This window comes from Mesorhizobium abyssinicae (assembly GCF_049887195.1).
GTDB lineage: Bacteria > Pseudomonadota > Alphaproteobacteria > Rhizobiales > Rhizobiaceae > Mesorhizobium > Mesorhizobium abyssinicae.
Genome location: NZ_JARAKC010000016.1, coordinates 1 through 22,939 on the forward strand (window position 1 = coordinate 1; position 22,939 = coordinate 22,939).

Below are 22,939 nucleotides of genomic sequence, written 5' to 3' on the forward strand. Positions count from 1 at the left end.
GATGCTGCCAGAGGACGCGCCGGAAGCCTGGAGCGACCGCGAACGCCTGTGGAACGATGTCGAGGCGTTCGAAATGCGCAAGGATGCGCAGCTTGCCCGCGAAGTGGAGTTCGCCCTTCCACGCGAATTCAGCCAGGCGGAAGGCATCGAACTGGTGCGCGACTTCGTTCAGGCGGAGTTCGTCAGCCGGGGCATGGTCTCTGATCTCAATGTGCATTGGGATACGGCGGAAGATGGCAGCACCAAACCGCATGCCCATGTCATGCTCACCATGCGGTCGGTGGACGAGAACGGCTTTGGTCCGAAGGTTCGAGACTGGAACGCTACCCAGATGGTCGAGCGCTGGCGCGAGCGATGGGCCGAGTTTGCCAATGAACGCTTGGCTGAACTCGACATCGACGCCCGCATCGATCATCGCAGTCTGGAAGCGCAGGGCATTGCCTTGGAGCCGCAGACCCAGATCGGTGCGCCGGCACAACGCATTGAGGACGGTCGCCTCGACCCGGCCGACATCGAAGCCGATCGCGCCGAACTGCATCGGGAGATCGCGCGCAACAATGGCGCGCGCATCATCGCGGATCCATCCCTGGCGCTGGATGCGATCACGCATCAGCAATCGACCTTCACGCGAAAAGACATTGCGAAGTTTGCGCATCGCCACAGCGAAGGAATGGAGCAGTTCGACGCGGTGATGGGAGCCATTAGCGGAGCGCCTGACCTGGTCGAACTCGGCAAGGACGGACGCGGCGAAGATCGCTTCACCACGCGGCAAATGATCGAGACGGAACAGCGCCTGTATCGTGCGGCGGAACGCATGGTTGCAGAAGGACAGCATGCGGTGGGTGATCTGGATCGTGCGACTGCATTGGCGGCCGCCAAGCAACATGGCCCTGTTCTGTCCGTCGAGCAGAGCGAGGCACTGGATCACATTACGGATGCCCGCGGCCTTGGTGTCGTTGTCGGTTTTGCCGGCACTGGCAAGAGCGCCATGCTGGGCGTCGCGCGCCAGGCCTGGGCGGCAGCGGGCTACGAGGTTCGAGGCGCCGCGCTCTCCGGCATCGCGGCCGAGAATCTCGAAAGCGGATCAGGCATCTCGTCGCGCACCATCGCCAGCATGGAACATAGCTGGGAACACGACCGTGATCTGCTCACTGCGCTTGACGTGCTGGTGATCGATGAAGCCGGCATGGTCGGCACGCGCCAGTTGGAGCGCGTGCTCTCTCATGCGGCGGACGTGGGCGCAAAAGTCGTGCTGGTCGGTGACCCGCAGCAGTTGCAGGCGATCGAGGCCGGCGCTGCATTCCGTTCCATCCATGAGCGTCATGGCGGCGTCGAAATCGGCCAGGTGCGTCGACAGCGCGAGGACTGGCAGCGTGACGCCACGCGCGATCTGGCAACCGGCAGGATCGGTGCTGCGATCGGCGCCTATGATACACAAGGAATGGTGCATCAGGCCGCGACGCGCGATCAGGCGCGCAGCGATCTCGTCGCGCGCTGGGATCGCGATAGGCAGGCAGAGCCTCAGGTGAGCCGGATCATTCTCACCCACACAAACGACGAGGTGCGCGCGCTGAACAACGCGGCACGCGAGCGTATGCGCGCTGCTGGAGATCTCGGCGACGAGGTTCATGTGGATGTGGAACGCGGTGCAAAGACCTTCGCACGCGGCGACCGCGTCATGTTCCTGCGCAACGAGCGCGGGCTTGGCGTCAAGAACGGCACGCTCGGCGTTATCGAAGAGGTCAGCGTCCAAGGGATGACGGTTCAAATCGACGACGGCAGGTCTGTGCGCTTTGACCTGAAAGACTATGCACACATCGACCACGGCTATGCCGCGACCATCCACAAGGTGCAGGGCATGACCGTCGACCGCACACATGTGCTGGCGACGCCGGGCATGGATGCGCACAGCAGCTACGTGTCCCTGTCGCGACATCGGGATGGGATGGATCTGCATTATGGCAGCGACGACTTCGCGACCCGCGAACGACTTGTTCGCACGCTGTCACGCGACCGCGCCAAGGATATGGCGTCGGACTACGACCAGATCGACCCGGCGCAGAGCTATGCCGAGCGGCGCGGGATCAGTTTCCGACAGCGCGTGGTCGAGATCATGCGCCGGGTCGTTCCGGAAAAGCTGCGCGAAAGAATCGGCGGGCTGCTGGACGGGTTGCGCTTGCCCGCAAACGCCGAGCCCGGCCAGGACCGCGGGCACAGACCGGAAAGGGGAGACGGTGGAACGAAAAGGGGCGATGCCGGCCCCACGCCTGGGCCAGAAGCTTCCGCCAGGGAAGCGCAGCGCGAGGCGGATTTGCCGGTGGATCCGGAAGCCGCGTTGCGCAGCGCTCGCACGAAGGCGCTTGTGCGCCACGCGCGCGCGCTCGACGCTGTTACGCGCAGCGGAAATGCGGACGGGCAGGGGACTCCCGAGCAGATGCGCGAGTTGAGAGATGCCCGCAACGCGTTCGAGAAGGTTCGGCCGCATGGCTGGTGCGATGCCGAAGCGGCCTATGTCAAGAATCCCGAGTTGGTTCGTGAAGCGGGGGCCGGTCGCGTCAACCGCATCGTTCTGGCTCTCCAGCTTGAAACCGAAATCCGCGCGGGATTGGACACCGAGCCCGGCCGCCGTGCAGACCGTTTCGTGGAACGTTGGCAAAAGCTCCACCGGACAAGCCAGGACCAATATCAGGCCGGCGACATGGCCGGCTACAAGTCGACGCGCTCGGCCATGTCCGACATGGCCAAAAGCCTCAAACGCGATCCGCAGCTTGAATCCCTTCTTGCCAATCACAAAAAGGCGCTTGGCATTCAGGTCGAATCCGGCCGACGCTTGGGTGTGGAACTCGCGTTCAACCACGGCATTGGCAGAGGACGTGGCATAGGGATCTAACCCTCCGATTTGCCGCCATTCCCACGCCCCAGGTCGATGAGATGACAAATCTGATTGCGCGCGTGCCTCAGGTTGTCCTGTCTGGTTTCAACAGGTGCCAAATGCTCTCAGAGAAAAAAAGCCGCTATGCCTGAACCGGATCGTATTATTCGCCTTAGGACCGTGCTCGAGCGAACCGGCTTGTCTCGCTCAACAATGTACCGCAAAATCGCCGAAGGCACGTTCCCGGCTCAAATCAAAATCAGCGTAAACGGTGCGGGATGGAGGGAAGCCGATATTAATCGGTGGGTCGCTGATCCTGTCTCCTGGCATACCAGAGTGAGTCGAAAAAACAGCGACTAAGGGCGGTCAAATGGCACGTTCCTGCCGCCGATCGTGAACGACCGGTCGTTTTCGGATTCAGCCCTTGCGCTCCTGAAGGCTGTTACCGCCGTCGACCACCAGCAGGGCGCCGTTGACGTAGCTGGCGCCTTCCGATGCCAGGAACACCACCGCTGCGGCAACCTCGTCCGGTCGCCCGGCCCGCGCCGGTGGCGTGTGCAGGGCAGCTTGCCGCTCCGTTGCGCTTGACGAGCCCGTTTCGATCCAGCCGGGGGCCACGGCATTGGCCGTGATGCCGCTTTTCGCCACTTCGAGCGCCAGCGTGCGCGTCAGGCCGACCATGCCGGCCTTGGCGGCGGAATAGGCGGCGGTGCCTTCGAAAGACACCACCGGCCCGGTAACCGATGCCACATTGACGATGCGCCCATAGCCTGCCTCTACCATCGCCGGCAGAAACGCGCGGGTGACCAGGAACGCGGTCTTCAGGCTGACGTCGATCCCTTGGTCCCAGTCGGCCTCGGTCATAGCAAGAAACGCCTTGTCCACCGAGGGCGATGCCAGCGAGCCCATGCCGGCATTGTTGACCAGGATGTCGACAGCGCCGACATAAGCCCGCAGCCGCGCGACTTCCGCTGCGACGGTGAGGTCGGCGACCGCGGATTTGGCATTGATGCCTTCGGAGCAAAGCTCGGCGGCGCGATCGAGTACACGCTCGCTGGCACCGTTCAGGAAAACGGCATGACCGGCAAGGCCGAGTTGCCGCGCAATGGCAAAGCCGATGCCGTCGGCAGCACCCGCCCCGGTGATCAGCGCACGCTTGGTGGCAGGAGAAGGCATGGTCAAATCAGACTCCGCTGGTTCCGCCGTCGCGGTGTTACCACATACATTGGCGACCGTGCTGCGAAGATTTGCTCTGCAACATTCCGCGCCTTTTGCGTTGTCGAAGCCGAGCCGAACGAGGCGGAATTGCGGTGACAGTGCACTTAGCTCGCCATCGCAATACATCGAGAGTGTCAGGCGCGCGTCCGGCCGGATGCAACTCGACGGACGGCGTATTCCGAATGGCGCGCCCAAGAGATTTGAACCCCCGACCCCTCGATTCGTGGTCTGGTTTTGACTTTCGGCTACGGTTGCACCCGAATGGGAGCGGCCATCGCGTTAGGCAGCACGGTTCGCCAGCACTGCGTGGAGCGCCTCGGGCTTAAGATGCGTATACCGTTTCAGCATTTTCCAGTCCTTGTGCCCAGTCACCAGCGCAACCTGTTCAATCGTGAATCCAGCCTCGAAAAGGCGACTGGTTCCTTCGTGCCGCAAATCATGAAAGTGAAGGTCGTCGATGCTCAGGTCAGCGCATCCTCGACGGAAAGCGGTGCCGACCGACCTATGATTGAATGGGAAAATTCGATCATCGTCGTTGCTGCGCTTGGCCAGTTGGTCCTCGACAATGGCCCACGCATCGTACCCGGTCGCGGCGAATAGGGGTATGCGCTGATTGTTGCCGTTCTTGTTCCGAGGGTCTTTCCGGTCACGGATGAGAAGCATCCGCGTGTGAGATTCCAAGTCGGACCAACGCACCTTGCAGATTTCCTCCTGGCGCATCGCGGTTGCGACCGCGAAACGAATGATCTGGCTAACCGGTGCAATTTGACGAGGGTTTGCATCGAAGTGACCGATGAGCCTGTCGAGTTCATCCTGCGTCGGCCGCCTGTCGCGCTGATGGCCTTTCCCAACAAGGCCAAGCCTTTTTAGGGCGATACGCGCGAGATCAACCGGTTCGACCTTGACGGGCAGACCGTGAACCGCAGCGGCATGAGCCAGAATGAGTTTTACAAAGCCGATGTCGATACCGAGAGTCATCGGCCCGGCACCTTGTGCCGCCCGGTCGCGACCAAAACGAATGAGCCGTTCGCGATCGAGAGCGGCGATGTTGCACTTCCCCAGATGTCTTTGAAGCATATCGAGGGCTGCAGCCTTGGAGCGGCGAGGGGACTTGCCTACATCGCACATGTCGTCGATATGAAGGTCGATGAGTTGGCCGAAGGTTTTTAGGCGCGCTATCCGGGACTTGGTCGGCGTCTCACCGCGATCGACTTGGCGCTCGGTTTCGGTCGCCCATCGCCGTGCGTCGTCTCGGCGCAGGAAGGTCTCGCTGACGTAGCGACCTTTGCGACGGACTTGGACACGCCAGGAACCGGACGAGAGCTTTGTGTAGGTGGCCATTTTTTCGTGTGCGCTCCGTGTGCACTGAGAGATCGAAACGTGGCGAAAAGGGTCGTATTCTAGCGTAAATTCGTGTGCACTCGGCAGGTTCTAACGATTTGATGTTAAAGAAAAAATGCTGAAAAATCAAGATCATAGAGTGGCCGTGGCACCCATGATGGACTGGACGGACTTCCTTTAATTTGTGCCGTTTGCGGGTCGATGTTGTAGAAAAAGTTGTAGCGATATCGGCAATAGAAAAGGCCCGGAAAGCCAGTTCCCGAGCCTCTCGTTTCGATACCGAAACCTTTTTCAGCCAGCGATGAGCCGCTGTGCCAGCCAGCCAGCCAGCACGGTGCCTATGAACATGATATGATGTCGAGCGTCGTCATCAGTTCACCGGCGAATGCGTCTGCCCCATTATCCGCGCCGCTGCCTGCCGCCCTGCCATGTCCTGTGCCATCGTTAGCATCGCCTCTAAAGGGATGATGAACTTGGCCACACAGATCTTTTCCTGGACACCTCCATAGCCCTGCTGGTGCGCATAGTAGGAGACTCGGAACAGGTTCGGCGCGACTTCCTCTACTCGGCCGACGCCTTGCACAAACGTGTCGAGGATGACGACGGGCTCTTGCATGTCAGACATTGTGAGCCTCCAAGGCTGCGATAACCTCGCATCTCGTCATCGTGGTAAAGCCGCGCTCGGCCGCCAAGTCATAGCGGCGTAGCAGTTCGGCCAGTGTGATCGAGCCGGCGCGCACGTAGCTACCGCGCCCTGTCGGGACGAGCCGGGTCATGCTGCACCTACCTTCCGCAGATCAGCCGCGATTTCGGCGGCGATCTGCGCCAAGTCGCTAACGGCTGCGCTCGGGGCATCGCAGCCGCCAGTGTAACGACCGATCAAGATGCCGAATTTGTTTTCGCCCTCATCCTCGCTGGACACGCGCCGCTGCGCGACTTCATCGCGAATGTCGTCTATCTCGCAACCGATGTTGTTGCGGAGGCATTCGAGAATCACGCCGGCTTCGTTATATGGCTCAGTGCCGTCGGCGCTAAATCGGGGCTGCTCCTGCAGACCACTCAGCACATCGTGCACGGTTTGGAGCGTGTCGACCAGTGCTCCCAGTTGACTGAACGGGAGGGTCTTCGTCTTCAGCCCAAGCGGATGGACTGGACGGCTCACGCTGACGTCGTTCATGACCTCGGCTATGGGCATGCCTTCAGCGGCTGCCCGAACATACGTGTTCGGCATCGGATATTCTCCAATTTGGTTCTGTGTGAGGTTCTGGCGCTTCCGCAGGAACGGGAATTCTGATATCAGAGTTTTTATGCCAAAGCAAGAAACCGTGGTATCAAAGAAACGGCGCGGACCAGCCCCAACTGGGAAGGGTGTGCCGATCATGGTCCGCCTTCAACCGGACATGCTCGCGGGCGTCGACCAATTTGTTGCCGAGCATGATGTTTCGCGACCTGAAGCCGTCCGACTGATCATTCGTGATTGGTTGACCAGACATCAAGTGCTGAAGGCTGAATGACGTCCATTTTATCCCTCGCGTGCGGCGCCGGTGTGAGGCTGAGGAAGAGCGGTGGGATAGACAGCGGCGGTTAACCCCGCGCGCTTGCGGAGCGCACCGGCCACTTTCCAAATGGACCGCTTGCCTTCAGCCTCAGGTTGCGTGATGGTGAGCCCAGGGCTCTGGGGGAATCATTCAATGCGCAATCGGATGTTGTTGGCCGCCATGGCGGCCATCGCGGGCTGTCAATCTGGGCCCACAGCAATCATCTATAAGCCCGGCGTCGATCTAAGTTCGACCGTGGCAGCCGTAGATCAGTGCAAGATCGCGTCCTTCCGGGAAATTCCGCAGTCCATAGCGACGGAATATCACCCAGGCTATAACAACCCAGGTACCGTGCAGTGCAACACAATCGGGACCATTGTCTCTTGCAATACGATCGGCGCGGTGAACATCCCCGGATCCACGTCAACCTACGACGTCAACCAAGGCCTGAGGGATCGATACATCACGCGTTGTCTGGAGGCCAAGGGTTTCGGAGTCAAAATGGATGGGCGGGCTTGCAGCACGCAAGCCGAGGCCAATAAGGCCATGGCAGACCGTGCTGCCGGGCAGTTCCCGAAATGCGCTGTACCCGCCTCCTAGTCGTGCTCGCAAGCGCCGTCTGGCGCTTTCGGCAGCGCAACGTCGCTGCTAGCGGACTGTTCGCTTACGCGGCCTATCGACATCGCGAATAATGGCCATGGTAGCGCGGCGCCGGGGTGAGGTTGAGGAAATGACCCCAGAACAACAGGCACATATCGAGCGCCTTAAAAAGAGACGTCCGCAGGCCCTCGGCATCCTTCTGGTTGGCCTTCCCTTGGCTCTCTTGCTTGTAAAGTTCTGCAAGGCCGAAGGATGGAACGCACGGATATATGCGCCCATCGTATTCGGCATTGCGATCCTGGTAGGCCGCGTCTCAACCGTCATGGTTCAGCGGTTAATCGCCAAGAAGTAAGCGCGAGGTTCCCGTTCGCTGAAATCGTCAAGGCTGCTCCGTTCGGAGGAGCCGGCTTGCGCGTTTCCTACAGTTGCGCGATGCTAATTCTTGGGGGATATAGAAATAGATCACTCGGCGGATGCGAGAGGTATAGGCAGATGACGACCGAGGCAGCCATATACAAATTCAGCAACGTACACCCCCCACTTCAAAAAGACTTCCCGGACGAGGGAGTGATAGATTTCACTCCTGAAGAGCTCCGGAATGATATTGGAAGTAAGACTTGGACCGATAACCGTAGCGTAACCAGACAATTTCGTTATGTGCTGAAACCGATAGGTGAGGTGAAAGGGACCGGAAGGTGTCACAATGATGTTGTGCACACTTTATCCCGATATAGACGGTGGAATATCATTGAATGGCCTATCCACTATGGTGCCGAAACGATACACACAACGAAATGGACAAAGGCGTATGACCTAACAAAGCAACAGAGGATAGAAGGGAGCATCGGTTTCAAGATGACTGCCACAGTGGTGGTAGGCGGACTGCCGGTTGGAGAAGAGATCAATGCTGCCTTAAAGCTTACGAATGAGGTTACTCAACACTGGCATGAAGAAAATTCAACGACAATACAGCAAACTTTTTTGCCAGAATATTCGTATGCCACATGGCGTCTATTGGATTGCATAGAGCTTAATACTGCGGGAAAACGAGAACTTTTCGACGACAACAGCGACAGAGTTGTTTGGCGCGCGGTGAAGGAGCGAACTGTTCTCGAATCGGCGGTTACCTTATACACGGATCGTTGCTCTAGTGCCGATCCGAAGCGTTTGGACGCGTTCAGCCGCAGCCTTGGGATGGCGAAAGCTTTGATGCCAACTGAATATCAGCCTCTCGATGAATGGTGAGTCTATGGTACTCCACACTCCAACGGAAATACCGCTACTGCAGTCTTGCGGCAGGATGGCATACCTTGCTGGCCTTGTGGGAGTGATTTTGACATTTACGGCACTGCCATCAGCTGCCGCTGACTTGTCCAGTGATTGTGAATACAATAAACTTACTCAGTGTCTTAGTGACGCAACTGACAAATTTAACGATTGTGACAAGCAATGCGAAGATGACTACCAAGGCGACAACCAGGGATACGAAGAATGTCGCAGAGATTGCAGTACTGAGCTTCGTGAAGAAGAACAATCTTGCTACAAGGACCACTGCGAGGACTATTAGGGTGTTTATCTTTTCGTATCTCATAGCGGGCCGGAGCTTCCTAACGCTCGCCAGCGCTCGTTTCCGCCGGCGCTATCTCACGCCGCCGAAGCGTGCTCTTCGCTTCCCTCTCTGGCGCTGCATTGAAAGGAAGGATTCGCTCCGATGGCCAGGGAAGCTGATTATCAGGATGACGATATAGTGGTCATCTCGCGCAACCCGCTGGTAGGCAAGTTACTGCTGATCACGGAAGACGACGAAGAGATCGAGCTTCACCTCGAGAGAGACAGTGCCGAAGCACTGATGAGCGCGCTGGGTGCCTTCTTGATGGAAGGCGCGATCGGCCGCTGATAGTGACAGATGCCAACAGCGATTTTGGAACCGCCCACAGCCCGGCTCGCTTGTCGAGGTGACATCTGCTTGCCCGCTGGCTTCCGAACCGCCTATATGCTTACCGGAAAGCATGGGAGAGCGGCGATTTGGAATCCATTGAAGATTTGATGAAAGAGGCCCGGCACCTGCATGACGAGAACATGCGGATGCTAGCAGCCATATATTATGACAAAGCGTCGCCGGCACCCGGGACAACAAAGGAAGAGGCGATCGCAATCCTAAAGGAAGACATCCTGCGCATGCGCGCGATGATGAAGCGATACGGCGCATGGAGCGATAGCGATGCCAGCCGGACCTAAAGGCCAGAAGCGCCCCGCGCTGACGTGATCGGCAACGCCGTCCGCGTCATGCGCATTGCCACTCGGCAAGAGCGCCGCTGCCAAAGAGCTTGGGCGCGCTCAGATCGCTAAGAAGGCGGCTGCGAAGCGGTGGTCGAAACTGGAAGGGTGATTACTGTCTGCCACCGCTTCCCAGCCTGTCTGAACTTGAAAGTGAGAGTACCCGGGCCGTTGATCGGAATGATCATAGGGATCGGAACGAATGACCCTCCCATCTTTGTCGACTGGAGTTGTCCGCTAGCTCCGGCGATCGCTTTGCCCTCGTAAAACACACCAGCTTCGACTTCGTAGGTTCCGGGGCCATCGTTCTCCAAATACAACACAAGGCGTATCGCCAACTGCTGAGGGATTTCGGGCATAACAATGTCTCCGGAGAATGCCCCGATGAACATCATCTTGCCATTCGTCTCTTGACGGGCATCGTCACAAACGAAGCCAAAACTGGCGCGTATGTTAGCCATCAGTACAATACAAACTGAGAGGAAGGGCTTGACCCAGCCTTGTTTGGTTCGTCATCGATTTTACGACTTGCCTCAAGCCACGCCGGCCGCGCCTGAGCGCGATGCTTTCGATCCAATGGGTATTCAACCGCTCCAGAAATCACAGCGCCGGTTAAGGCGAACAGAAGGTCTGCTAGGGTGTTGAAGGTCCAGTTACCAGGCTGAGCGAGTAATCTGCTGATTCGTTCCGGCGGGATGCCGGTGCGGCGAGACAAGTCTGCTTGTGACATCCCGGACTTCTCGAACTCGCCGAGGATCGCGGAATGTATCTGGCTCTGCGTCATTGCCCGTATATATGTTTGGCTGTCCTCCGGTGTTGGGGTGTGCGTATCTGGTCTAAACGGGAATGAATCCGGCGCCATAGTCATCTAACCTCTTGCTTCTAAAGGGCAAAATTGGATCGAAAAGCTCGTCCCATTTCTCTCGGCAGCGTCTCACCTCGGCGTGAAAATCGCTTATGTTCTCCCGGTAATCCCATGTCAGGGCCACAAACAAATTGGGTCCTCCAAAGCAGCCTAAGCAGCGTATCCCGTCTTGCTCTGCCGTCTCTCTGAAAGACCATACGTCCAACCCAACGGGTTCGGTGCGCGCTAGTTGCGTATATGGCGGCTTGCCCTTTGGCTTTTCGCTGACAGCCATGCGATTTCCTCGCGAGAAACTGTCTAACAGCTGACGGAACGCAATGTGTCGTTCCTTCCCACCATGATGATTTGGCCACGGTGGAATGACATCGTAGAGAACCTCATCCGAGACAAACATCTCTCGCACCGACGAATAACCGACCGCTGGGAGATAGTTTAAGTCCTTCCCATCCAGGTCGCAGATTCGAGCTTTAACTTGCTCCAGTGTTGACTTATAAGTCAATATAAATCCTTAAGAGGTGTCGAGGTGCGACACATTGACTCATAAGGCGGTTGGAAAAAAGGGGCCTCGCACCGCGACCGTGCGCAACAGTGGGCGACGTCACGCATGTCGAATGGGATCTGGTGACGGTGAACCTTGGCGTCCCGGTGACGGTGAACGCCGACACGCTTCGGCTGGTATGACGTCCTACGTGCCGCCGAAGCGGAAGACGCCGCTGGTCGATAAGGCGACGTAACAAAAAGCCCGCCCGCCAAAGCCAGCGGGAGGGTGCCCTCAACGCATCTCTAGCGCCGGCTGAAGTGCGACAGCCGCAAAGTTTGCCGCTACGCCGCCAGAGAACGTTGCAGTCACTGATTCAGCGGAGGTCGAACTTTTCGATGCATGGATGCCAAGGAAGTCTTTTCCGCAACGGGCCCGGAAATCCTTGGTGACATTGCTCAGAGAACCGGAGTCGGTGCCGGAAGCAATCAGCGATATCAGGGCGACGCCATCGGCTGGAATGGCGATTGAAATGCTGCTGCCGATTTCCGCAACTTTCGCCGCAGGTTCCTCAGAAGCTCCGACCACTCTGTAAATTTGCATCGTGATAGCCGGATTGCCGCCATCAAAAGCGAACCCGATGTCGGCCGACGTGGCTTTTTCCAGTTTGTCACCGCTGCCGGCTGTTATCACCCAGATCTCAGAATCGGCGCTTGCGGGCACTTCGTTGCTGCGCACCAGACGCCTTGCCGGAACGCCCCCGACCGTGACGGCATTCAGCGTCCGCAACTCGCCGAAGAATTTCCACGAGATTTCGAGCCAGATATCCCGATTGGCAGCAACCTCTCCGATGCTCTTCGACGGCGCCATCACCGCAGGGCCAGGAACGAGGCCGCCGGTATTGAGCGTCGAGACAGGCGAGACCGCGATCGGTGAAGCGTGCCGAAAGACAAGGATCGCCGCGGCGGTCGCCAACGCCACCAGGACAAGGGCGACCGCTATCAAAACAACTGACCGACTTCGTTTTTGCATGGTCGCCCTGACCCTAAGGGGAACACGGTTGCATTAGCAACTTGCCCCGAATCCCACGTCCGCCCGCCGGCCGCGGCTGGATGGCGTTGGCCAGCGGTGAACCGGGAGCGCACCTTAGCATCTCCTTGAAACCGGTCCGGAGACCTGCGATTAGCCTTCTTGGTTTGGTCAATAGGCGCCGTCCGTTCAAATGACACTTGTTCTGGCCCTTGCCGCATCGGGAATTGTCGTCCAAGTGGGCGACAGGCTGGTTTCAGAGAAGGGTTCTTTCAAGGCTGTTGACGAAATAGCCACAAAGCAACTCCTCTATCGGGCCAAGGATGCGATCGTAAGCATCGCCTATGCCGGTCAGGCAATGATGGCCGGCGTGCCCACCGATGAGATGATGGCTGCCCACCTTTCCGGTGACGCAAATCTTGGAAAGCGAAATTCCAGCGACAGGTTTTCTTTCAAGAGCGGCGGTCAAAACAACAACTTCTGGCCGCTTAAGCATGCCTTGGGGCACCTTCTGCGTAAGTTGACATCGCACCTATCCGTTGGAAGTTCGCTCGAACTCTCCATCGCCGGCTTCACTGTCGCCGCGGGTGAAGCAAAGCCCTTCATTCAAACCTATAAGCTCTATCCCGATGGGAAGCGCAAACTGGAACGCCCGCCCCGAAACCAGAACGGCGTTTGGCTGAGCGCAATTGGCATGCTTGCGCCGAACCTTCTGGAATCAGTCCTTTATGCGCTGGAGAAAGAGCAGCCGACTGCCGATCAGCTGTCTGCGTTTCTCACAGATCAGATAAGGAGGTTCGGAGGACCGGGCATAGGCAGTAACACATCTGCAATTTCGATCCCGCTCGGGGCGCCTGTAGTGTCCGAATTCTTCCCGTTGACGCCTCATAAGGGGGCGATTGTCGGAGGTGCGAAGAGCATAGAATTCGAAGCGATCCATCATCCCTGGATTGTGGGGCAGCAAATTCTCAAAGCACCAACATTAGGCAGTGGCGGTGACTGGCACTTCCATGAAGATGGCCTCGACGTCGTTCTCAAAGGGGCTAGCGCCAAGGGTGATGGCCTCCTCGGTGCAATGGGGTCCGTACCTCGTTTCCCCTTGGCGAAAACAATAGGGCCTAACTTCTCGGGAATGCCCCCGTCGGCACCGTGATCGACCCATCCGTATCATAGCGGCAGACGCCCTTGGTGATGCGCAGTTCCTTGATGTTGCCGTTAAGATTGGCAGTGGCAAAGTTGCGGCCAATATCGAGTGTCCCGGTCGAGTTGAAGAAAGAGCTGTCGGCGGGCGTCGCGCTGCCGTCCAGAGTGCCATTGCGCCAGATGCGAATCTTGCCCGAGCTGTTCTTCGAGACAGCAATGTAATGCCAGGTATCCAAAGGAAGATTTTGTGTGGCTGACCCGACCGTGGTCGCTGTGGATCCGTTGCTCGTGAATCGAAACTGGACTGAGCCGTTGCCACTGGACCACGTGGAGTTGACGTCCCAAGACCAATTTCCCGACGATGGCGCCTGGCCCATGACGCGCTGGTTGCCTACATTGGCGTGAGGCCTGATCCAGAATTCGAGGGTGAACTCGTCGGAATTTGCATCCGACAGATCCCAGTCCGCGCTGTCGGCGATCGACACGTAATCGCCTGTGCCATCGAACAGGCAGGACGATGTTCCAAACGGCTTCTGCGAGGTGTCGATCTGGGCATTGCCGTTGAACGTGATGCTTGAATGCGCGGCCGGGCTTTCATCCGTGGTCGTTGTGGCGCCATTCGTGCCTTCGAAGCCGAGCAGGAGCTTGACGTTGGCGAAATAGGGATCACCGCCACCGCCACCGCCACCGCCTGGAGCGGTGTTGCCGTACATCTGGCCCGAAAACAAAAGCATCGACTGCTCTCCTTTACCGCTCGAAAATTGCGAATGAGTACGGCTCGGCGATCCGGCGAGCGATATCCCGGCAACTTTCTGTCTGATCGATCACGGCACCCTGGATTAGATCGTCGATGTTCTCGAAAACCAGGTCCGACGCCTCGAACCCCCCGGCCACGAAAAGCGCCTCGAGGAAGTCGGTCAGCAGCCGCAACTCGCCGTTGCCGGCAATGATTCTCATGCGCTGCGGAACACCGGCATTGTTGACGGTCAGAACGATGTCCTGCTCGCCATCGAAAAGGTACGGGTTGGTTGTCGAACCGCCCGAGACCGACCGGGTGACGCCTGTTTGCAAGTTGGTGAAGTACGACACACCGCCGGCATAGAAATACAGCTCGTCAACGAACCGCTGAAGATCCGGCTCGCCGATGCCACGGTGAAGCGCGTCAATGGCGCGACCGGCGCCGTCAGATCTCCGTCATCGTAAACGGCATAGCGAAGGTCGTCTGTGAACGTCGCCACGACGGTCGAACTTTTGAACGTGCCGAGCGACGTAAGCGTTAGCTTCAGCAAGTCACCGTCAGCACAAAACCAGAAGTCGAGTTCGCTGCCTCTGATCTCGCCAGGAACGACGCACTGGATGCTGGAATAACCGCCAAAGCTGGTGATCGACTGATAGGAGCGCTCGATCGTTGATGCCGTCACGTAGAACGCGAAGATTTGCTCCGCATCCGAGAAGCCGACGAGCACAGTCCCGGATAGGCAGGCTCCCAAGATTATGCCGGAGGCCGCCGCCGCACCGGATTGGGCCAGAATTGCTCCTGAGAGCGGATCGAGCAAGACTCCATGGGCGTCGCCAACACCAGTAAATGCGGCCAGATATACGAGGCGATCAAGGCTCTGGATGTAGCGGAAACCGGTGAAGTAGTTCGCGATGATCGAATTGTCCGCGCTGTAATATTCAGTTGTCGCCCCTATCGAAAATTGACGCAGCGCGCGTGGACTCTGGGTGAAGCCGTAGAGGATGCCGTTGTCCCAATCTGCGGCCATGCGGCTGACAAAGCCGGCCGCGAACACGGTGAAGGTTTCGTAATCATGGGTCGTGGCGCCGTCCTGAATCCACTCGGCTTCGAACACTGGAGGAGCGCCAAGCCCGATGATATCGAAATCGACGATGACGATGTCGAGATAGCCGCGATGGGCCGAGACGTCGTTTACGCCTTCCTCGCGCACCATGGTCGGGTCGCGCGGCTGCGTGCTTCGCCCATCGTAGGCAGTGAACTTGAGGCCCTTCTGGCGATAGCCGACGCTGACGTCATAGATAAGCTTGCCGTTCGCGTAGAGCTTGCGCATCGTCCAGGTTGAGTTCGGGACAAGAGGACGCGCGAAACGAAGCCGGCACGACATCTTTGCCGTGGTGGTGGTGATCGTGTCCCAGAACTCGATGTGGCTCGAGGTAACTGTCAGGATCGGCGGCACCCAAATGTATGCAGCCGGCAACCTGCATTTGCCCCAAACCGCCGGTAGCGTTTGCCCATAGGCTGAGGTCGGGAGCGTGACCTGGACCGTAGGAACATCGGGGACGGTCGGCGCCGTGGTCGGCTGCGGGTTTGACCAACTACCGTGAGGAGCATGACGCGGCAGGCCAGCCATCTACGCTGTCCCCGCGCAATAGCTCAAAAGGCGTGCGGCTGGGTTTTCCGGGTGTGTTACCAGCGATATCTCCGGGCAACGGAGAACGCGCCGGCAGAGGCGCCTTCCAGTGCCGATCGGCCTTGCCTCGCCCGCGAACTTGCCCAACGAAAGCCCAGTGATCTCTCCGGCCTCGACCATGTCCAAGGCCAGTCGGCCGCGCGGTTTCGTCATGTCGATGCGGCCGATCGAGTGAAGGCCGGTGTCGTCTTCTTTGAACTCCAGCCACCGCCCGATCGGCCCGCCTTTGTGGCCGAGAAGCATCAGCGGTTTGAACCCTCCCGCCAGGAGCGCGGCGAAGGCGCCATGCTGCAGAATGTCATCGTGGAACTGGACGCCATAGGCACAGGCATATCCGGCGATCATCGGCGTCATTTGCCCAGCCTCCGAAGTGCGGCGATAGGGTCGGGCTCGTATTGAGAGAGGCCGGCGGCCAGCATGCGCTTGAGGAGCTTGGCAGCCTGCAGGCCGGACGAGCGAACTAGCCCGGTATCACCAGGGAGCGGCCCGCCGTAGACAGGCGGAATTTCCCACGGTTTCAATCTCAGCGTGTCAGTCTGGCAGACGTAGCAGGCGAAGACGGCGGCATCGAACCAGCCATCAGCCTCGACCTTGTGTTGTAGCTGTTCCTTCCGCAACCGGTCATGCGACGCGAGTTCCATGGCACGTTCCAGCGCCTTGCGGTCCGGTTCGTCGAGATGGCTCCCATCAAGCTTCTCGCGAGGCTCAAGCGGCGGGAGGCTCGCACTGCGTTGAAGGCCGCTATGCCCAGCCGTCATCTTTGTCCGCCTCCAGATCGTAGAAGCTGGGCAGCAGGCCGTTTCGGCGAGCGCGACCAGCGGTCTTCGGATCGACGCGGCTCTGAGATGTCAGGCGCAAGCTTCGAGCACAGGCAAGCATCGCTCTGCTCTCGACCGCGCGCATCCGCATCAACTTCTCGTATCTTGCCAACCCGCCATCGACTCTCAGCCATTTCGGATTGAAGCGGTCGATCATCGTTGAGAGATCGCGAGCACTGACGGCATGCCGGCAATAGTTCGCCAACATCTCGGATGACTCCTTGGCGATGAACTCCGGAGGAAGGCACCGGACCACGTCCAGCCAAACATCGGTTTCGGCCTGGTTCATGCCTTCTGGCGGCATCAAAACCTTGCCGTCGACCCTAGGTGAGATCGCATTTTCAGCAGTGGACTTTCGGCCTCTGGCACCCATAAGAATTGTTCAAACCTCAACTAAAATTCTGGACGAAATTGCGCGTTGTGGTCCCCGAGCGGTTTAACGAAATGTACTTTTTGGAAGCGATCGCGCCCCCCCGGTAGTCACCACATTCTCCTCCAGGGTCCTGCCGGTTCGAGTGCGTCGGAAAGGGCCTGCGGATACATGTCCGCGACCTCGATCCCGGCATTGTGGTCGATGGCTATGCTCTCTATGGCTTCGGCCCATATCTCTGGATTGAAGTGCTTGTAGAAGTCAGACGAGGCCCAGAGCATCGGATCTTCTGGTTCAGCGAAGTCGACGTACATCAGCACCGTCATTCCGTCCTCGGCGCGCACCACCGCAATGTATTCGACAGTCAGGCCAGCCTCCATTGCTGCGGTGACATCAGGGAGGAGATAGGCCCACATCGCACGCACGGTTACCGCCTCGTCCGACTGGATAAGGTTGAACTCGATCGGCTTCGACGCTTCGGCCTGAACACACTGTTCTATTGCCCAGTCGCAAAGTTCCTTGTGGCGCACCTCGATCGTCATTCGATCGGCACCGCGCGCCTGCAGAGCGGCAAGTTCTCCGGCGATATGTGCGTCCAAGTCCGCCATAAGAGCCGCCACATCCAACTCAGATGTTCTCGCCATAGCGGCGGCGATAATTCGCCTTCATGAGAGCAACCGCCTTGCTATTGCCCTCGGTCAAGCCGACGCACTCAAGGCGCCTGATCCAGTGCGCGTCCTCGGCCTTCTTCTTCGGATCGTAGAGCTTGACGACGCGAACCGGCGGCTTCGCTTGAGGCCTTGCGCTGGTGAGTTTCACCGGCGTGATGGGCTTGCGAGCGGCCGGCCGCTGCATCTTGCCCTGGCTGCTCATGTCTCTTGTCAGATACACTTCGGTTCTCCCTTCAATCGACGGTGTTGAGAAGCCGGCGCAACATCCCGACGCCGTGCGCGGAAAGCAGGGCTTCGCATCGGCTCGGCATCTTGCTGGGAAGCTTCACGCGGGCTGCGATGGATGCTGCGTAGAACTGGCTGCCGAGTGTGATGAAGTCTTCCAGCTCGTCGATCTTCGCAGCGATGGCGCTACGATAGGCCTCCTCCGCCTCTGGCTTCGCGCTCTTTCCGGCGCGCGCCGCGCTGTTGGCCGAGCAAGCGCCTTCGCTCAAGACGCTCTTCCGGCGTGCCGATGGGTGGCCGACCGCGGGCCATCAGGCGAACCCGAAAACCATTGCCAGCACGAAGCCGATGGCCAGGACGGTCAGGATGGCGGAGGCGATCATCAGCCGCACCTTGGTTGGCTGTGTGACAGCCGGTCGCGAACTGTGACGGAACCAAATGCAGCCCGAAGATGTTTCGCCCGCGTGAAGTTCAACCGCGCTGAGGTTGTCACGTGATCACGAACCCGACCGAACTGATCGATTTTGGAAGATCGCTGTTCTACGGCCGACATACCGCAAAGATCGCCAAACCGCCTGTTTCGAGAGCCTTTCAAGGAGGCGTCTTCGCCGCTCGCACGGGGATGGAAAGGGACGACAACCCCTATCCGTGCGGGACGGTTGCCCACATCGATTGGATCGACGGTTATGAGTCCTCGGTCGAAGTTGATCAGGCGATGGATCTGTACTGAGCAGGCAGGACGCTCGGACTCTGACTCTGGAGGAAGAGCGCCGACGTTGGTTCTTGGCTCCTCTTTCCTCCAAAGCCCAGCGACGTTTGCGACAGGCTCGGCTTTCGATAATTTGGCCGTATGTGTTTCCAGTTTCTGTTTCGGTTTAGGTGTCGGTCTAGGTTTCTGTTTCAGTCTCCTGTCTAGGTCTCTGTCTCTGTCTCTGTGTATCGGTAGGGTTTCCATAGGCTATCGATAGCCTCCACCCTGGCCGATGCGAGTTGCAGCAAGACGGCTGTGTTCGGAGATGTCATGAACGTTCGACACGCCTTCGAGTACTTGCTGGCCGAACTTGGTTTCGGCGAACGCGGCAAACGCCTTATCCTGAAAATCGAGGCTCTCGATCTTCTCAATCGCCGATCGCGTTCCCATCGCGTGTTTGACGTTTGTCGGCGGCGAATGCAGGAACCACTTGCCAATCAGCACCTCGTCTGTGTCGAAGTCGAATTCGGCCATGTCGGCGCCGACCACACTAGCCGCCGCCGCGTCGTATTGCTCGCGGGTCCAACCTAGGTCCGCTACGCCATATGCTGCTGGCAGGCGGTAGCAGCCGGCAGAGTTCGAATGCTCATTGGTGAGCCAGTAGAGGAACAGCAGCCGCGCATCGTTGTCGAGCGACTGGAACCGAGCCGAGCGCCAGAGCGCGGGTGAAACCATGGTGAAGGCACGGCTCATGACACGCCCTCGCATTTCAGCCGCCGGTGTTCGGCCTTATGGTGAGCCCTGCACAACCAGCGAACTGACATCGGTTCGTTGTAGTTCGGATGGTGCCCGTCGACCTCAGCGGCGCCGCAAACCTCGCATGGCTGCTTTTCGACCAGACCAAGCCGAAGCGCAGACCGCAGGCAGGCATGAGCCCACTTTTCTTGCGGGTGACTTGAAGCCCACCTCGCTTGCCGTGCCCAGCGGTTTTCGGTAATACTGCGATCGTTGCTGCTATCTATTTCGACTTCGCGAAGCTCGCCCTGGCCGGCGAGCTTTTGCTTTTCTGGGGCTCGCTCCATCACGCCCTCGCCATCGAAAGGTTGAGTTGGCGGCATACCTCGCAGGCGTCTTTCGCCGAAAGGCCGATCTTGCGAAGGGCAGGAACGGAAGGGCCGCGAAGATGGCGAGGCGTTTCGCGAAGGAATCGCAAGCCAAGTTCGATGGTGGAAGGTTCGCTGGCGTGGTCTTCAGTCTCGGGATGGCGGGTCATCACGCGGCCTCCCCATCGAAGTTCCAGACACGGGTGCGAGCCTTCGATGCCAGCCAGGCGTCTACGTCCTCGACGCGGTACCTGACCGTGTGACCGAGCTTGAGGTAAGTCGGACCCTCGCCACTCTGCCTCGCGTGATTGAGCCAGGAAATCGACTTCCCGGTCTTCTTGGAGGTCTGCTCTGTATTCAGGAGCATTAATGCCTTCCCTTGCTACCCGCGCCGCTTAATTGCGAGGCGTTGCTAGGAAGGTGCGCGATGATCTGTCCGGTTTCGCCGCTTAGCCGGAGAGTTTCTTAAGGCCGCAATTTATCGCCTCGATCGATGCACTGCGACCAAGCCCGTATGCTCGGCCAATCTCCTCCTTCAAGGCAGTAGCGGACCGTCTCGAAGATTTTCGTCTCTCCTGAAATTCCTTTGCCATGCTGACATCGCGCGAAATGTTTTTGCCGATTTTGCGTCCACCCTTGTCTGCGCCTGGGGATTCGTGCCGAACCTTCTGCCCCGTAAGCGCAGACGGCTCCCACTTTGCTTTCATATGCGCCTGACAGTGAAGAAAGCCCATTTGGTAGGCAAACCGTGCCGCCGTGTCGGCATCCTGTTTGGCGACGGCGTTCTTGACGATCTTGTGGTGGATCAAAATTTGTTCGGCAAACCATTCCTGACTGTGGTCAAGAAACGGCCGCTCGCCGGCACCGCTTAGGATATTCTGGCTTTGCTTCACCAACTCTAGTGTGACGGCTCCATAATCGCCGCCGCCTTCCTTACGCGCGGCGTTCCAGGTTTCAGTCCATCTTTTCATAGCAGGCATCATATCTTCGCCGCTGTAGGTGACGTGCGATTCCGTCGTTATACCCGTGCCGATCGTCTTCACGTGTTTCGCCATCAGGGCCTCCACTTCCAACCGGCGAACTTGTCATCCTTGTGCCGAAGCTGCGCATAGCGTTGCAGGGAGGCCCATGAACGATGCCCGGAGACGAGCGCGACGTGAGGGATGTTCCAACCGGCCTCAAAAAGCCAGGAAACGCCTTCGTGCCTGAGGTCGTGGAAATGCAGATCCTCGATGGCGAGCAGCTTGCAAGCCCGCGTGAAAGCCGAGCCGATGGCGTCAACGGTGTAGGGGAATATCGTGTCACCGGTTTTCGGCTGCCGCTCGATAACAGTGGCAGCTTCGGCGGGCAGCTCGCACCAGATGTCGTTGCCCTTCTTCGCGCCTGGGTTCTTCATATCCCGCACAAGAACGCGCGCGGCCTGCTTGCCGGCAGGTTCGAAATCAGCCCACCGGATGCGGGTGATTTCCTCCATGCGTCGCGTCGAGAAGACCGCGAAGAGGATGATGTCGACCATAGGTGCTGAATGCGGCGCGCGTTCGGTGCGCTCCTGAAAGTAGGCCAGCAGGCGATCCAGTTCATCCAGGGTAGGGCGCCTGCTGCGTTGCTTCGACTTCGCGATGGTCTGCTGCTTCCGCAGAACAAAGGTCGCGTCTGACATGGCCTCCTGATCGAGGGGATAACCCCAAGCCTTCTGAGCGATGGCGAAGACGCTCGCTAGGTGTGACAGATAGTTGTTGATGGTGGCCGGTCCGGGAGCGGCAAGTCCGGTGACCGTGTGAATGGTCCGGGCGAAGGCTACGATGTCTTCGCTTCCGACATTGCCGCAGGCCATGCCGGCGATCGAATGCCGCTGGATGGCAGCAAGGCAGGCCGACTTGGTCTTGCCGATCTCGCCGCCGTGTTCCTCGACGTAGCGGCCGATCGCGTCGCCGAGCGTTCTGATTTCTTGCGTCGCGGCTTTGAACGCCTTCGGATTGTCTAGCTCGGCCTCGCGCTGGCGCAGCCACGCCTTGGCGGTCTTGTGGTCGCGGAAGGTGCGGTTCTCGCGAACAGTCTTGCCGTCTTTCTTCCGAGCGATCTGGCAGAGATAGGACGGTTTTCCGTCGCGGCGCATTCTGGTAAGGATCGTCCCCATCGCTACAACATTGCCCCTGTTCGCTACAACAATGTTGTATCTGCTACAACAAACCGCTGCAAAACGCAACAAAAGCCTACAACGTGTTACAACATATGAGCAGTCAGGAAACGGCCAATTTGTACGGAAAAGCCCGGAAAACCGGCGTTCCGATCGTGTCGATTGCCCCAATGATGGACTGGACGGATCGGCATTGCCGGTTCTTCCACCGTCAACTGACGCGCCGGGCGCTGCTCTATACAGAGATGGTGGTGGCCGATGCGATCATCCAGGGCGCGCGCGAGCGGCTGCTCGGCTTCGACGCGGCGGAGCATCCGGTGGCGCTGCAGCTCGGCGGGTCCGATCCCGGCAAGCTTGCCGAGGCGGCGGCGGTCGGCGAGGCCTTCGGCTACGACGAGATCAACCTCAATGTCGGCTGCCCGTCGGACCGCGTCCAGTCAGGCACGTTCGGCGCCTGCCTGATGAAGACCCCGGTGCTTGTCGCCGACTGCGTCGCGGCGATGAAGGCCAGAGTGAAAATTCCCGTCACCGTCAAATGCCGCATCGGCGTCGACGAGCAGGATCCGGAGCCGGCGCTCGACGACCTGGCCGACGGGGTTTTCTCGGCCGGCGCCGACGCATTGTGGGTGCACGCCCGCAAGGCCTGGCTGGAGGGGCTTAGCCCGAAGGAAAACCGCGACATCCCGCCGCTCGACTACGGTCGGGTCTATCGTCTCAAGGTGAGAAAGCCGAATGAATTCATCGGCATCAATGGCGGCATCCAATCGCTGGACGCGGTGCGCGGGCACCTTTGCCATGCCGACGGCGCCATGCTCGGCCGCGTCGCCTACCACACGCCGGGCATCCTGGCCGGCGTCGATGCCATGTTCTACGGCGAGCCGCCCGCGGCGTTCGACTATGCCGCTCTGATCGATGTCATGGCGGCCTATGCCGCGCGCCATATCGAGAAGGGCGGGCGGCTCGGCCACGTCACGCGCCACATGGTCGGCCTGTTCCACGGCCTGGCGGGCGCGCGCCGCTACCGGCAGATCCTGTCGACGGACGCGACAAGGCCGGGCGCCGGACCGGATGTGTTGAAGACGGCCTTTGCCGCTGTCGACCTCAGCGGCACGGCGGCCGAAGCGGCCTGAGGGC

33 protein-coding genes are annotated in these 22,939 nt (G+C 59.1%); 11 read left to right on the forward strand and 22 right to left on the reverse strand.

Annotation, left to right across the window (positions count from 1 at the left end):
• Position 1: 1 nt before the first annotated feature.
• Positions 2 to 2,890, forward strand: coding sequence for a Ti-type conjugative transfer relaxase TraA (traA, locus tag PU724_RS25470; RefSeq protein WP_426213661.1), 2,889 nt, complete (start codon positions 2 to 4; stop codon positions 2,888 to 2,890).
• A 126-nt stretch (positions 2,891 to 3,016) separates the two neighbouring features.
• Positions 3,017 to 3,232: a helix-turn-helix transcriptional regulator gene (locus tag PU724_RS25475; protein ID WP_127407077.1), complete on the forward strand. Its 216-nt coding sequence runs from the start codon at positions 3,017 to 3,019 to the stop codon at positions 3,230 to 3,232.
• A 57-nt stretch (positions 3,233 to 3,289) separates the two neighbouring features.
• Here PU724_RS25475 and PU724_RS25480 read toward each other — a convergent pair whose 3' ends face one another.
• The 5 genes from PU724_RS25480 to PU724_RS25500 form a co-directional block, all read right to left on the reverse strand.
• Positions 3,290 to 4,048: an SDR family NAD(P)-dependent oxidoreductase gene (locus PU724_RS25480; protein WP_127407078.1), complete on the reverse strand. Its 759-nt coding sequence runs from the start codon at positions 4,046 to 4,048 to the stop codon at positions 3,290 to 3,292.
• A gap of 321 nt (positions 4,049 to 4,369) precedes the next feature.
• Positions 4,370 to 5,431 carry a tyrosine-type recombinase/integrase gene (locus tag PU724_RS25485; protein WP_292248215.1) on the reverse strand — a complete coding sequence of 354 codons (1,062 nt, stop codon included), beginning with the start codon at positions 5,429 to 5,431 and terminating at the stop codon, positions 4,370 to 4,372.
• 370 nt (positions 5,432 to 5,801) lie between these two features.
• Entirely contained in the window at positions 5,802 to 6,056 is a 255-nt protein-coding gene (locus tag PU724_RS25490) for a hypothetical protein (protein WP_354421810.1), read from the reverse strand.
• Positions 6,049 to 6,207: a hypothetical protein gene (locus tag PU724_RS25495; RefSeq protein ID WP_354421808.1), complete on the reverse strand. Its 159-nt coding sequence runs from the start codon at positions 6,205 to 6,207 to the stop codon at positions 6,049 to 6,051. The genes PU724_RS25490 and PU724_RS25495 overlap by 8 nt, the downstream gene beginning before the upstream one ends.
• Positions 6,204 to 6,812 carry a hypothetical protein gene (locus tag PU724_RS25500; RefSeq protein WP_354421900.1) on the reverse strand — a complete coding sequence of 203 codons (609 nt, stop codon included), beginning with the start codon at positions 6,810 to 6,812 and terminating at the stop codon, positions 6,204 to 6,206. The genes PU724_RS25495 and PU724_RS25500 overlap by 4 nt, the downstream gene beginning before the upstream one ends.
• Positions 6,813 to 6,831: 19 nt before the next feature.
• Here PU724_RS25500 and PU724_RS25505 point away from each other — a divergent pair, with 19 nt between their 5' ends.
• From PU724_RS25505 to PU724_RS25530, 6 genes are all read left to right on the forward strand, one after another.
• Positions 6,832 to 6,945 (forward strand): ribbon-helix-helix domain-containing protein, encoded by a 114-nt coding sequence (locus PU724_RS25505; RefSeq protein ID WP_244425843.1) that lies wholly within the window; start codon positions 6,832 to 6,834, stop codon positions 6,943 to 6,945.
• Between the two features lie 177 nt (positions 6,946 to 7,122).
• On the forward strand, positions 7,123 to 7,569 hold the full coding sequence (locus tag PU724_RS25510) for a hypothetical protein (protein WP_354421806.1): 447 nt from the start codon (positions 7,123 to 7,125) through the stop codon (positions 7,567 to 7,569).
• A gap of 91 nt (positions 7,570 to 7,660) precedes the next feature.
• Positions 7,661 to 7,921: a hypothetical protein gene (locus PU724_RS25515; RefSeq protein WP_426213662.1), complete on the forward strand. Its 261-nt coding sequence runs from the start codon at positions 7,661 to 7,663 to the stop codon at positions 7,919 to 7,921.
• 140 nt (positions 7,922 to 8,061) lie between these two features.
• Complete coding sequence (locus tag PU724_RS25520; protein ID WP_354421804.1) at positions 8,062 to 8,814, forward strand: hypothetical protein; 753 nt, start codon at positions 8,062 to 8,064, stop codon at positions 8,812 to 8,814.
• A gap of 466 nt (positions 8,815 to 9,280) precedes the next feature.
• Positions 9,281 to 9,466, forward strand: coding sequence for a hypothetical protein (locus PU724_RS25525; RefSeq protein ID WP_354421802.1), 186 nt, complete (start codon positions 9,281 to 9,283; stop codon positions 9,464 to 9,466).
• A gap of 128 nt (positions 9,467 to 9,594) precedes the next feature.
• Entirely contained in the window at positions 9,595 to 9,807 is a 213-nt protein-coding gene (locus PU724_RS25530; protein ID WP_354421800.1) for a hypothetical protein, read from the forward strand.
• 107 nt (positions 9,808 to 9,914) lie between these two features.
• Here PU724_RS25530 and PU724_RS25535 read toward each other — a convergent pair whose 3' ends face one another.
• The 3 genes from PU724_RS25535 to PU724_RS25545 all read right to left on the reverse strand — a co-directional run bounded on the left by PU724_RS25535 (position 9,915) and on the right by PU724_RS25545 (position 12,194).
• Positions 9,915 to 10,307 carry a hypothetical protein gene (locus tag PU724_RS25535; RefSeq protein WP_354421799.1) on the reverse strand — a complete coding sequence of 131 codons (393 nt, stop codon included), beginning with the start codon at positions 10,305 to 10,307 and terminating at the stop codon, positions 9,915 to 9,917.
• Positions 10,307 to 10,630, reverse strand: coding sequence for a helix-turn-helix domain-containing protein (locus tag PU724_RS25540; protein WP_426213663.1), 324 nt, complete (start codon positions 10,628 to 10,630; stop codon positions 10,307 to 10,309). Before PU724_RS25540 ends, PU724_RS25535 begins: the two co-directional genes overlap by 1 nt.
• 853 nt (positions 10,631 to 11,483) lie before the next feature.
• The gene (locus PU724_RS25545; RefSeq protein ID WP_426213664.1) at positions 11,484 to 12,194 is read right to left on the reverse strand and encodes a hypothetical protein; all 711 of its coding nucleotides are present in this window, start codon (positions 12,192 to 12,194) and stop codon (positions 11,484 to 11,486) included.
• A gap of 217 nt (positions 12,195 to 12,411) precedes the next feature.
• Here PU724_RS25545 and PU724_RS25550 point away from each other — a divergent pair, with 217 nt between their 5' ends.
• Entirely contained in the window at positions 12,412 to 13,371 is a 960-nt protein-coding gene (locus PU724_RS25550; RefSeq protein ID WP_354421796.1) for a hypothetical protein, read from the forward strand.
• On the opposite strand, the gene PU724_RS25555 is transcribed toward PU724_RS25550, so the two are convergent.
• The 9 genes from PU724_RS25555 to PU724_RS25595 form a co-directional block, all read right to left on the reverse strand.
• Positions 13,337 to 14,095 (reverse strand): LamG domain-containing protein, encoded by a 759-nt coding sequence (locus PU724_RS25555; RefSeq protein ID WP_354421794.1) that lies wholly within the window; start codon positions 14,093 to 14,095, stop codon positions 13,337 to 13,339. The two genes, PU724_RS25550 and PU724_RS25555, sit on opposite strands and share 35 nt — an antisense overlap.
• Positions 14,096 to 14,108: 13 nt before the next feature.
• On the reverse strand, positions 14,109 to 14,318 hold the full coding sequence (locus PU724_RS25560; RefSeq protein WP_354421792.1) for a hypothetical protein: 210 nt from the start codon (positions 14,316 to 14,318) through the stop codon (positions 14,109 to 14,111).
• Positions 14,319 to 14,347: 29 nt separating this feature from the next.
• On the reverse strand, positions 14,348 to 15,730 hold the full coding sequence (locus PU724_RS25565; protein WP_354421790.1) for a hypothetical protein: 1,383 nt from the start codon (positions 15,728 to 15,730) through the stop codon (positions 14,348 to 14,350).
• Complete coding sequence (locus PU724_RS25570) at positions 15,731 to 16,144, reverse strand: HK97 family phage prohead protease (protein ID WP_354421788.1); 414 nt, start codon at positions 16,142 to 16,144, stop codon at positions 15,731 to 15,733. It abuts the gene before it with no gap.
• Positions 16,141 to 16,431, reverse strand: a complete 291-nt coding sequence (locus tag PU724_RS25575; RefSeq protein ID WP_354421787.1) for a hypothetical protein — start codon at positions 16,429 to 16,431, stop codon at positions 16,141 to 16,143. Before PU724_RS25575 ends, PU724_RS25570 begins: the two co-directional genes overlap by 4 nt.
• A 100-nt stretch (positions 16,432 to 16,531) precedes the next feature.
• A complete protein-coding gene (locus tag PU724_RS25580; protein WP_354421785.1) occupies positions 16,532 to 16,897 on the reverse strand; it encodes a hypothetical protein in 366 nt (121 codons plus the stop codon).
• Between the two features lie 191 nt (positions 16,898 to 17,088).
• Positions 17,089 to 17,586, reverse strand: a complete 498-nt coding sequence (locus PU724_RS25585; RefSeq protein WP_354421783.1) for a glycosyltransferase family protein — start codon at positions 17,584 to 17,586, stop codon at positions 17,089 to 17,091.
• A 19-nt stretch (positions 17,587 to 17,605) separates the two neighbouring features.
• The gene (locus PU724_RS25590) at positions 17,606 to 17,869 is read right to left on the reverse strand and encodes a hypothetical protein (RefSeq protein ID WP_354421782.1); all 264 of its coding nucleotides are present in this window, start codon (positions 17,867 to 17,869) and stop codon (positions 17,606 to 17,608) included.
• A gap of 13 nt (positions 17,870 to 17,882) precedes the next feature.
• Positions 17,883 to 18,143 (reverse strand): hypothetical protein, encoded by a 261-nt coding sequence (locus tag PU724_RS25595; protein ID WP_354421780.1) that lies wholly within the window; start codon positions 18,141 to 18,143, stop codon positions 17,883 to 17,885.
• Positions 18,144 to 18,367: 224 nt separating this feature from the next.
• Between PU724_RS25595 and PU724_RS25600 the strand changes: the two genes are divergently transcribed.
• On the forward strand, positions 18,368 to 18,604 hold the full coding sequence (locus tag PU724_RS25600; RefSeq protein WP_354421779.1) for a hypothetical protein: 237 nt from the start codon (positions 18,368 to 18,370) through the stop codon (positions 18,602 to 18,604).
• Between the two features lie 228 nt (positions 18,605 to 18,832).
• On the opposite strand, the gene PU724_RS25605 is transcribed toward PU724_RS25600, so the two are convergent.
• From PU724_RS25605 to PU724_RS25625, 5 genes are all read right to left on the reverse strand, one after another.
• A complete protein-coding gene (locus tag PU724_RS25605; protein ID WP_354421777.1) occupies positions 18,833 to 19,318 on the reverse strand; it encodes a hypothetical protein in 486 nt (161 codons plus the stop codon).
• Between the two features lie 328 nt (positions 19,319 to 19,646).
• Positions 19,647 to 19,838: a hypothetical protein gene (locus tag PU724_RS25610; RefSeq protein WP_354421775.1), complete on the reverse strand. Its 192-nt coding sequence runs from the start codon at positions 19,836 to 19,838 to the stop codon at positions 19,647 to 19,649.
• Positions 19,838 to 20,035: a helix-turn-helix transcriptional regulator gene (locus tag PU724_RS25615; protein ID WP_354421773.1), complete on the reverse strand. Its 198-nt coding sequence runs from the start codon at positions 20,033 to 20,035 to the stop codon at positions 19,838 to 19,840. Before PU724_RS25615 ends, PU724_RS25610 begins: the two co-directional genes overlap by 1 nt.
• 82 nt (positions 20,036 to 20,117) lie before the next feature.
• Positions 20,118 to 20,723 (reverse strand): hypothetical protein, encoded by a 606-nt coding sequence (locus tag PU724_RS25620; protein ID WP_354421771.1) that lies wholly within the window; start codon positions 20,721 to 20,723, stop codon positions 20,118 to 20,120.
• Complete coding sequence (locus PU724_RS25625) at positions 20,723 to 21,784, reverse strand: site-specific integrase (protein WP_354421769.1); 1,062 nt, start codon at positions 21,782 to 21,784, stop codon at positions 20,723 to 20,725. Before PU724_RS25625 ends, PU724_RS25620 begins: the two co-directional genes overlap by 1 nt.
• A 116-nt stretch (positions 21,785 to 21,900) precedes the next feature.
• Here PU724_RS25625 and dusA point away from each other — a divergent pair, with 116 nt between their 5' ends.
• Positions 21,901 to 22,935, forward strand: a complete 1,035-nt coding sequence (gene dusA, locus PU724_RS25630; RefSeq protein ID WP_354421767.1) for a tRNA dihydrouridine(20/20a) synthase DusA — start codon at positions 21,901 to 21,903, stop codon at positions 22,933 to 22,935.
• Positions 22,936 to 22,939 lie beyond the last annotated feature (4 nt).

Coding starts and splice junctions, on each gene's coding strand:
- PU724_RS25610 (WP_354421775.1), bottom strand. CDS start 19,838: ATGACCCGCCATCCCGAGACTGAAGACCACGCCAGCGAACCTTCCACC.
- PU724_RS25475 (WP_127407077.1), top strand. CDS start 3,017: ATGCCTGAACCGGATCGTATTATTCGCCTTAGGACCGTGCTCGAGCGA.
- PU724_RS25520 (WP_354421804.1), top strand. CDS start 8,062: ATGACGACCGAGGCAGCCATATACAAATTCAGCAACGTACACCCCCCA.
- PU724_RS25535 (WP_354421799.1), bottom strand. CDS start 10,307: ATGGCTAACATACGCGCCAGTTTTGGCTTCGTTTGTGACGATGCCCGT.
- PU724_RS25615 (WP_354421773.1), bottom strand. CDS start 20,035: ATGCTCCTGAATACAGAGCAGACCTCCAAGAAGACCGGGAAGTCGATT.
- PU724_RS25570 (WP_354421788.1), bottom strand. CDS start 16,144: ATGACGCCGATGATCGCCGGATATGCCTGTGCCTATGGCGTCCAGTTC.
- PU724_RS25620 (WP_354421771.1), bottom strand. CDS start 20,723: ATGGCGAAACACGTGAAGACGATCGGCACGGGTATAACGACGGAATCG.
- PU724_RS25560 (WP_354421792.1), bottom strand. CDS start 14,318: ATGAGAATCATTGCCGGCAACGGCGAGTTGCGGCTGCTGACCGACTTC.
- PU724_RS25565 (WP_354421790.1), bottom strand. CDS start 15,730: ATGGCTGGCCTGCCGCGTCATGCTCCTCACGGTAGTTGGTCAAACCCG.
- PU724_RS25510 (WP_354421806.1), top strand. CDS start 7,123: ATGCGCAATCGGATGTTGTTGGCCGCCATGGCGGCCATCGCGGGCTGT.
- PU724_RS25490 (WP_354421810.1), bottom strand. CDS start 6,056: ATGTCTGACATGCAAGAGCCCGTCGTCATCCTCGACACGTTTGTGCAA.
- PU724_RS25515 (WP_426213662.1), top strand. CDS start 7,661: ATGGCCATGGTAGCGCGGCGCCGGGGTGAGGTTGAGGAAATGACCCCA.
- PU724_RS25550 (WP_354421796.1), top strand. CDS start 12,412: ATGACACTTGTTCTGGCCCTTGCCGCATCGGGAATTGTCGTCCAAGTG.
- PU724_RS25525 (WP_354421802.1), top strand. CDS start 9,281: ATGGCCAGGGAAGCTGATTATCAGGATGACGATATAGTGGTCATCTCG.
- PU724_RS25540 (WP_426213663.1), bottom strand. CDS start 10,630: ATGACGCAGAGCCAGATACATTCCGCGATCCTCGGCGAGTTCGAGAAG.
- PU724_RS25495 (WP_354421808.1), bottom strand. CDS start 6,207: ATGACCCGGCTCGTCCCGACAGGGCGCGGTAGCTACGTGCGCGCCGGC.
- PU724_RS25555 (WP_354421794.1), bottom strand. CDS start 14,095: ATGCTTTTGTTTTCGGGCCAGATGTACGGCAACACCGCTCCAGGCGGT.
- PU724_RS25575 (WP_354421787.1), bottom strand. CDS start 16,431: ATGGAACTCGCGTCGCATGACCGGTTGCGGAAGGAACAGCTACAACAC.
- PU724_RS25605 (WP_354421777.1), bottom strand. CDS start 19,318: ATGAGCCGTGCCTTCACCATGGTTTCACCCGCGCTCTGGCGCTCGGCT.
- PU724_RS25580 (WP_354421785.1), bottom strand. CDS start 16,897: ATGAACCAGGCCGAAACCGATGTTTGGCTGGACGTGGTCCGGTGCCTT.
- PU724_RS25585 (WP_354421783.1), bottom strand. CDS start 17,586: ATGGCGGACTTGGACGCACATATCGCCGGAGAACTTGCCGCTCTGCAG.
- PU724_RS25500 (WP_354421900.1), bottom strand. CDS start 6,812: ATGATCGGCACACCCTTCCCAGTTGGGGCTGGTCCGCGCCGTTTCTTT.
- PU724_RS25625 (WP_354421769.1), bottom strand. CDS start 21,784: ATGCGCCGCGACGGAAAACCGTCCTATCTCTGCCAGATCGCTCGGAAG.
- dusA (WP_354421767.1), top strand. CDS start 21,901: ATGAGCAGTCAGGAAACGGCCAATTTGTACGGAAAAGCCCGGAAAACC.
- traA (WP_426213661.1), top strand. CDS start 2: ATGCTGCCAGAGGACGCGCCGGAAGCCTGGAGCGACCGCGAACGCCTG.
- PU724_RS25505 (WP_244425843.1), top strand. CDS start 6,832: ATGCTCGCGGGCGTCGACCAATTTGTTGCCGAGCATGATGTTTCGCGA.
- PU724_RS25480 (WP_127407078.1), bottom strand. CDS start 4,048: ATGCCTTCTCCTGCCACCAAGCGTGCGCTGATCACCGGGGCGGGTGCT.
- PU724_RS25485 (WP_292248215.1), bottom strand. CDS start 5,431: ATGGCCACCTACACAAAGCTCTCGTCCGGTTCCTGGCGTGTCCAAGTC.